6 protein-coding genes are annotated in these 7,296 nt (G+C 59.0%); 2 read left to right on the forward strand and 4 right to left on the reverse strand.

The annotated features are described in order from the left end of the window. Window positions 1–1,559, reverse strand: a 1,559-nt coding sequence (locus EJA71_RS19530) for a DUF6531 domain-containing protein (protein WP_256671779.1), incomplete at its 3' end; no start/stop codon positions are given. A 248-nt stretch (window positions 1,560–1,807) separates the two neighbouring features. On the opposite strand from EJA71_RS19530, the gene EJA71_RS19535 reads away from it, so the two are divergent. Further along, window positions 1,808–2,503 carry an HAD-IA family hydrolase gene (locus tag EJA71_RS19535; RefSeq protein ID WP_034152892.1) on the forward strand — a complete coding sequence of 232 codons (696 nt, stop codon included), beginning with the start codon at window positions 1,808–1,810 and terminating at the stop codon, window positions 2,501–2,503. 75 nt (window positions 2,504–2,578) lie between these two features. Here EJA71_RS19535 and EJA71_RS19540 read toward each other — a convergent pair whose 3' ends face one another. Further along, window positions 2,579–3,325 (reverse strand): 3-oxoacyl-ACP reductase family protein, encoded by a 747-nt coding sequence (locus EJA71_RS19540; RefSeq protein WP_158959246.1) that lies wholly within the window; start codon window positions 3,323–3,325, stop codon window positions 2,579–2,581. Window positions 3,326–3,451: 126 nt separating this feature from the next. On the opposite strand from EJA71_RS19540, the gene EJA71_RS19545 reads away from it, so the two are divergent. After that, window positions 3,452–4,378 (forward strand): LysR family transcriptional regulator, encoded by a 927-nt coding sequence (locus EJA71_RS19545; protein WP_158959247.1) that lies wholly within the window; start codon window positions 3,452–3,454, stop codon window positions 4,376–4,378. Between the two features lie 61 nt (window positions 4,379–4,439). Here EJA71_RS19545 and EJA71_RS19550 read toward each other — a convergent pair whose 3' ends face one another. Both EJA71_RS19550 and EJA71_RS19555 read right to left on the reverse strand, forming a co-directional pair. Next, on the reverse strand, window positions 4,440–5,168 hold the full coding sequence (locus EJA71_RS19550) for an aspartate/glutamate racemase family protein (protein WP_158959248.1): 729 nt from the start codon (window positions 5,166–5,168) through the stop codon (window positions 4,440–4,442). 55 nt (window positions 5,169–5,223) lie between these two features. Further along, window positions 5,224–6,762 (reverse strand): NCS1 family nucleobase:cation symporter-1, encoded by a 1,539-nt coding sequence (locus EJA71_RS19555; protein ID WP_158959249.1) that lies wholly within the window; start codon window positions 6,760–6,762, stop codon window positions 5,224–5,226. Between the last annotated feature and the right edge of the window lie 534 nt (window positions 6,763–7,296).

Raw genomic sequence — 7,296 nt, forward strand, 5'->3', positions numbered from 1 at the left:
CGCGTGCGACGGTTCTCATGGTCGATCCAGACAACAAAATCGCCCTCGAAAACCAAGCGATGCGCCAGCGAATGGCTCCAGCCAAAGCCCAACCCGACATCGATCTCGACCGCGCTGCTGCGATACAACCGGGTGAACTCGAACGGCAGTACGCCATCGAGCACCGCATCGGTCAGGGTCAGCAGTTCCTCGCCGGTGACCATCGACACCGGACACCCGTTGGTGCAGGTCAGTAGCGCGCAATCGGCGCTGTCGCCATTGGGGTTTTTCGCTTGGTCGGAGGCGTCGTCGTGCGGCTCATGCCGTTCCATCCGGGTCGAACCACCCGACTTGTCTCGGGCAAGAGGCGCCGGGTTCGGCACCAACACCAGCGAATCGGCCTGACGAATGTTCAGCGGAATCGAGGGTGTCGGTTTCAGCTCAACGTCTCGCGCGTGGAGAATCAGCGGTTTCAACGCGATCGCGTGCTTGTTCAGCTCCGGCTCCGGCGTCGACGTCAATTCAGCCAGCCGCGAAGCCGAAGCCGCCAGCCATTCCCGCGCCCGTGGCGACTTGACCTTCGCCAGCACTTTGCTACTCAAGCGCAACGGCACACCGACGCCACCCGACACGCACATCAGCAGAAAGCTGATCAGCAGTTCGACGCGGACTTCAGCCACGACTTCGGCCAGATACTGCGGCGGCAACATCTTCAGCCAACTGGTAAACGCCGCCAGATGAATGAACAGCAGCGGTTCATCGCTGAGCATCAATAGAGCGTTGGCGATGGCTTCACTGGAAGCCTGCAACAGCGCCTCAAGTTCGAGCGCACTCAGGTATTCCAGCAGTTTTTCGCTATTGGACTGCAGATCGGCGAGGAGGGCGAAAACCTGTTTGATGTCATCCCAGACGCCATTTAGAGCTTTTTCAAAACCGCGCCAATCGGCCTGCTGCAATTGCCCGTAACGATCAAGAAAACCGGCGCTGGAAAACGCCGCCCACTGCGGCTGAAACTGCGCCCACTCACCGCGCAACCAGCCTTCCAGATTGCCGAGAACCGCTTCATAGGACGCGTAAAGCGTCTGCACATGGTCGCTGGAAACATCGGGAAAAAAGGTGATGCGATAACGCTGGCCCCGCTCGCAATCGTCCACTTGCAGAATGCCGCTCGGGCCGATCGTGTGGCGCAGTGGTTCGCCGAAAGTCAGCACACCGCCAACATCGGCAATCACCGGTTCGAGCGTGACCGGCGTATCGCCAATCGGCACAAACCGCGCCGCTTCGAACATGTGCACCAGCGTCAATGGCCCACTGGCCGAACACATGACCACCGAGGAACTGATCGGTTGGCGCGATTTGATCGGCGCACTGAGACGAACGTCGTTGCCGACGGTGAACACCTGTTCGACCTCCAGCGCCGTGCCTGTCCAGAACTGCTCGGCCCAGGCGTCATAGTTGTTGAGGCACAGGCGGAATTCGCGAATCAGGGCTTCAAAATCGGGGTGTTCAGGATTCAGGGCGGCAACCACCAGCAGACCGATGCTGTTGTTGAGCTGCAATAACCGTTCGGGTGGCTGCATTCACAGTCTCTCGCGCACGTAAAAAAGGTGCGGGGACTTTGCGGGGGATCAAACAGGAAAGAAGTCGGGCGAGTAGGTTAAGTCTGTAGGATGTTTCGCTAAATGCTTGCGAGTGGTTCAGCGTTGCAAACGGACATTGCCCGTTGCCCAATGTCCGTCGCTCTCGTTATGCTGCTGAACCCTTTAATCAGATCCGAGCAGCGGCCTGTATCAAGTCGCCTGGGATGTCTTTGTTAACGGATCCGATGATGAATGCACCGCTGAAGGCGTTCGGCCCGATCAAGGCCGTGATTTTCGATATGGACGGTTTGCTACTCGACACCGAGGGCATTTACACCGAGGTCACCTCGTTGATTGCCGGGCGTTATGGGCGCACCTTCGACTGGAGCATCAAGCAGAACATCATCGGTCGCGGTGCCAACGACCTGGCGAACTACGTGGTGCAGGCGCTGGATCTGCCGATCACCGCCGAAGAGTTTCTGGTGATCCGCGAGCCGCTGATGCGCGAGCGTTTTCCCACCGCGCAAGCGATGCCGGGCGCCGAGGAGCTGATCCGTCATCTCAAGGCGCACAACATTCCCATCGCGGTGGGCACCAGTTCTTCGCGCCAGTCGTTCGGTCAGAAAACCACGTTGCACCGCGACTGGTTTGCGTTGTTCGATTTCATCGTTACAGCGGACGATCCGGAAGTCGGCGCAGCCAAACCGGCGCCGGATATTTTCCTCACCGCTGCCCGGCGTCTGGGCGTTGCGCCTGAAGATTGTCTGGTATTTGAGGATTCGCCGTTTGGCGTGACCGCCGCGAAAGCCGCCGGCATGACTGCCATCGCCATCCCCGACGCCGCCATGGCCGATGAAAAATACGCTCACGCTGACGGGATTCTTCGTACGCTGAAAGCCTTCACACCGAGTGCCTGCGGATTACCGGCGCTGGAATGGGCTTAAACACCTGACACAGAAAAACGCCGCCCCTCTGTAAAAAGAGGGGCGGCGTTTTTCGTTCAGGCGACTCGGAAACAATCAGGCGCCGAAACCACCGTCGATGGTCAGGCTGGCGCCGGTGATGTAACCGGCTTCCGGGCCTGCCAGGTAGGCGACGAAACTGGCGATTTCTTCGGCTTTGCCGTAGCGACCGACGGCCATCAGCGGGATCAGGCTTTCGGCGAAATCACCGTGCGCCGGGTTCATGTCGGTGTCGACCGGGCCAGGTTGCACGTTGTTGACGGTGATGCCGCGTGGGCCGAGGTCGCGGGCCAGGCCTTTGGTCAAACCGACCAGCGCCGACTTGCTCATCGCATACACACCGCCGCCGGCGAAGGGCATGCGGTCGGCGTTGGTGCTGCCGATGTTGATGATGCGTGCGCCTTCACCCATGTGTTTGGCGGCTTCTTGGGAGGCGATGAATACGCTACGAATGTTGATAGCTACAGTCTGGTCGAAGTCTTCGAGTTTGAAGTCTTCCAGCGGTGCGACGGCCAGTACGCCAGCGTTGTTGACCAGAATATCGACTCGGCCAAAGGCTTCGACGGTGGCGCTGACGGCGTGGCGGATGGCGGCGGCATCGGCGCTGTCGGCCTTGATCGCCAAGGCTTTGCCGCCGTTGGCGGTGATGCTGTTCTGCAACTCTTCGGCTTTAGCGGCGGAGCTGACGTAAGTGAAGGCTACTGCAGCGCCTTCAGCGGCGAGACGTTTGACGATGGCAGCGCCGATACCACGGGAACCGCCTTGAATCAGAGCGACTTTGCCGCCGAGGTGTTGAGTGGTCATGTTCGATCTCCAGACTATTCAAGGCGGAATGCCTTGGTGTTGGTGCCGAGTATCGGCGTGATATCGACAACTGTGTAGACCATGATTGCTATAGTCTGTGTAAACCAGAAGTTTATAGTGACGACCATGGAAACCTTCAGCAGCATCGAATGCTTCGTGCGCAGTGCCGAGGTCGGCAGCTTTGCCGAAGCCGCTCGGCGCTTGAGTCTGACCCCGGCGGCAGTCGGCAAGAGTGTGGCCAAACTCGAAGTGCGGCTCGGCGTGCGGCTGTTCCAGCGTAGTACACGCAGCCTGACGCTGACCGAGGCTGGACAACTGTTCCTCGATCAGGTCAGTGGCAGCCTGACCACGATCCAAAATGCCGTGGCCAACCTGTCCAGTGTTGAAGGGCTGCCGGCGGGAACGCTGAAAGTCAGCATGGGCGCAGCGTTTGGTTGTCTGCATATCGTGCCGATGCTCGGTGAGTTTTTGCGGCGATATCCGGCGATCAACCCGGACTGGCATTTCGATAACCGACAGGTCGATCTGATCGGGCAGGGCTTTGATGCGGCCATCGGTGGCGGCTTCGAATTGCCGCAAGGGGTGATCGCGCGCAGGTTGACCCCGGCACACCGGATATTGGTGGCGTCCGCCGATTATTGTCAGGCTCATCCCGAGATCGTCGAGCCGGAGGACCTCAGCCATCACGACGGCATTCTGATCCGCTCGCCGCAGACCGGGCGCGTGCGTTCCTGGCAGTTGACCGGGCGCAATCCGCAGAACTGCCAACCGTTGACACTGCGGGCGCGGATGACCATGAGCGATTCCGAGGCCGCTTGCAGGTCGGCGGCGCAAGGCCTGGGAATTGCTTTAGTGAGCATGCCGTTTGCGGTCGGGTATCTGGAGGCAGGGACGTTGCAGCGGGTGTTGCCGGATTGGTATGTCGATGACGGCAACATTTCGATCTATTACGCCGAGCACAAATTGTTGCCGGGCAAGACCCGGGCGTTTGTGGATTTTGTGATTGAGCAGTTTGCGGAGCGGGGGTTGGCGCGGCGGTTTAGTGCGATTTGAGTAGGGCTTTGGACCGAGTTGCTGCCTTCGCGAGCTTGCTCGCGATGAACGATAACTCGGTCTAGCGGGCAAACCGCCCCGGCCAGCCAATAATGTTCTTCGGGCGCGGCGTCGCGTAGGTGCGGACTTTCGAGGTCGATAACTTCAGTCGCACCAGCGATTCCGCAATCGTCACCGCTGCCGTCACGCCGTCCACCACCGGCACCCCGGTACGTCGACGAATCTGCTCATCCAGCCCGGCCATGCCGCCGCAACCCAGGCAAATCACCTCGGCTTTATCCTGCGTCACCGCCAGTTCCGCCTGATGGACGATCGCTTCCAGCGCACGCTGCGGCTCGTGCTCCAGTTCGAGCACCGCCAATCCACTGGCCCGTACCGAGGCGCAACGATCCCACAGCCCGGACAGCTTCAACCGGTCCTCGATCAGCGGCACGGTGCGATCCAGCGTGGTCACCACCGAATACGCATGGCCGAGAAACATCGCCGTGCTCGCCGCTGCATCGGTGATATCCACCACCGGCACGTTAAGCAATTCCTGCAGGCCTTCGCGCCCGTGTTCGCCGTAACCGGCCTGAATCACCGCGTCGAACGGCTGATCGTAGGCCATCACCCGATCCATCACGGCGATGGCAGCGAGGTAGCTTTCGAAATTGCCTTCAATCGAGTCGGCGCCAAAGAACGGCGTCAAACCGACGATTTCAGTACCAGGTGAAGCGACAGCCTGCGCCGAGCGGGCGATGGCATCGGTGATGGATTCGGTGGTGTTGACGTTAACCACGAGAATACGCATGGGGAAATCCTTATAGCGGGCAGTTCTGCGGCCCGGAGTCCGGGCCGCGAGGGAGTTAATGGCAGACGTTGTCGACGGCAATCGATTCGCCACTGACGTCGGCGTAGTGCGGCTGACGCTTGGCGATGATCAGGTAAAGCATTCCGGCGATACCGGCGCCGATCAGCCAGGAGAACGGCGAAACACTGTGGAAACCTGGAACCAGCGCGAGGACGATGGCGATCAACGCCGCAGGAATAAACGCCGCCACCGCGCGGAAATTGATCCCGCGGCTGTAGTAATAAGCGCCATTGGGATCTTCGCTGTAGAGCTGCGGGACGTTGATCCGGCCTTTGCGGATCAGCCAGTAGTCGACCATGATCACGCCGTACAGCGGGCCGAGCAGGGCGCCGAGGCCGGACAGGAAGTACACGATCACCAACGGGCTGTTGTAGAGATTCCACGGCAGGATCAACACGGCGATGGTGGCGCTGATCAGCCCCGCACGGCGGAAGGTCAGGTATTTCGGCGCCAGGTTGCTGAGGACGAAGGCCGGAGCGACGAAGTTGGCCATGATGTTCACCGCCACGGTGACGATCAGGAATGCCAGGCAACCGAGCACCAGGAAGAAGGTGTTGGGGATCGAGGCGATGATCTCGGTCGGGCTTTCAATGATCCGGCCATTGATCTGAAATTGCGCGCCGCAGAGCAGGACAGTAATCGCGGCGAACACCAGAATATTCACCGGCAAACCCCAGAAATTTCCCACCTTGATGGTCTTGCGGCACGGCGAGGAGCGGGCGAAGTCGCAGAAGTTGAGAATCAACGTGCCGTAGATCGCCAGCCACAACGCGCCGCCAGCGAAGATGTTGCGCCACATCTCGCCACCGGTCAGCGGGTCGCGAGTCGACCAGGCGATGGTCGCGTTGGCCTGGAAGTACATCCACGCGGCGAGCGCGGCGACAGTCAGCAGAATCACTGGCCCGGCGAACGCCTCGTAGCGACGCACCATTTCCATGCCGTAGGCGAGAATCGCCAGTTGCACGAACCAGATCGCCACGAAACATACCCAGCCCAAGGTCGACAGGCCAAGAATCGAGTTGTGGTCGTATTCGGCGAAACCGGGGTGTACCGCTGTGAGCAATACACGAAAGACCACCGAGGCCAGATACGTCTGAATGCCGAACCAGGCGATAGCGATAACTGCCCGGATCAGTGCAGGAATTTGCGCCCCGTGAATGCCGAAACTGATCCGGCTGATGACAGGAAACGGCACACCGGTTTTCTGCCCCATGTAACCGGACAGGTTCATGAAGAAATAAACCAGCGCCGCGCCGATCCCCAGCGACAGCAGAATCTGCCAGCCACCCAGGCCCAAGGCATAAAGACCAATGGCGAAGGAGTAGTTGGCGATGTTGTGCACGTCGTTCGTCCACAGGGCGAAGATGCTGTATTTGCCCCAGCGCCGTCCTTCGGCCTTGGTCGGCGCGAGGTCGCTGTTGTGCAGACGGGGGCTTAGTTGTAACGGCTCGGTCAGACCGTCATGGGGTAACGGTTGGTCGAGAGCAGAGGCGGGCAGATTCAGCGCGATGTTATTGGAGAGACTTGTACGCATTCCGGCAGGCTCCTGATGTTCAAGGCCGCGATGACTGTGCATAAGCCGTCAGGCTCGACAAATCTTCGTCGCGGCAGTGAAAAACATCACTGGTTACGGGGCATCTGCAGCCTGTACGGGATAGGGCGCTTCAGGCTTGCGGATCGAAAGTGTGAGTATGTTTTGCAGTTTTGTATACAAAACATGTATGCACTAAAGCCAGATTTGTGCCAGTTAGCGATCTATACGCAGCTGTGCTCATTTCGAAAAGTTATCGATGTGCGCTAAGTCTTTGAAAATAAGTGGTTAAAAATTGACCGATTGAACAGGTATTTATTTTTAATGAGGGATTTTCAGGAAGGGCGAGGGGGAGTGATTTTCAGGCGGGATGTAACTTTTCAGGGCGCGGAAACAAAAAAGTGCACACACAAATGGCACCGATGGTGACAGTCGTGTGTACACATTTTCAGAGTCGCTACAGAACCCTGTAGGAGTGAGCCTGCTCGCGATAGCGGTGTATCAGCCAGAAAATTCATCGACGGATACACCGCTATC

This window comes from Pseudomonas sp. PB106, assembly GCF_009764645.1.
In the GTDB taxonomy this organism is placed as follows: domain Bacteria; phylum Pseudomonadota; class Gammaproteobacteria; order Pseudomonadales; family Pseudomonadaceae; genus Aquipseudomonas.

Excerpts from the sequence above, each read along its gene's own strand:
- EJA71_RS19545 (WP_158959247.1), top strand. The coding sequence starts at position 3,452 with ATGGAAACCTTCAGCAGCATCGAATGCTTCGTGCGCAGTGCCGAGGTC.
- EJA71_RS19540 (WP_158959246.1), bottom strand. The coding sequence starts at position 3,325 with ATGACCACTCAACACCTCGGCGGCAAAGTCGCTCTGATTCAAGGCGGT.
- EJA71_RS19550 (WP_158959248.1), bottom strand. The coding sequence starts at position 5,168 with ATGCGTATTCTCGTGGTTAACGTCAACACCACCGAATCCATCACCGAT.
- EJA71_RS19535 (WP_034152892.1), top strand. The coding sequence starts at position 1,808 with ATGAATGCACCGCTGAAGGCGTTCGGCCCGATCAAGGCCGTGATTTTC.
- EJA71_RS19555 (WP_158959249.1), bottom strand. The coding sequence starts at position 6,762 with ATGCGTACAAGTCTCTCCAATAACATCGCGCTGAATCTGCCCGCCTCT.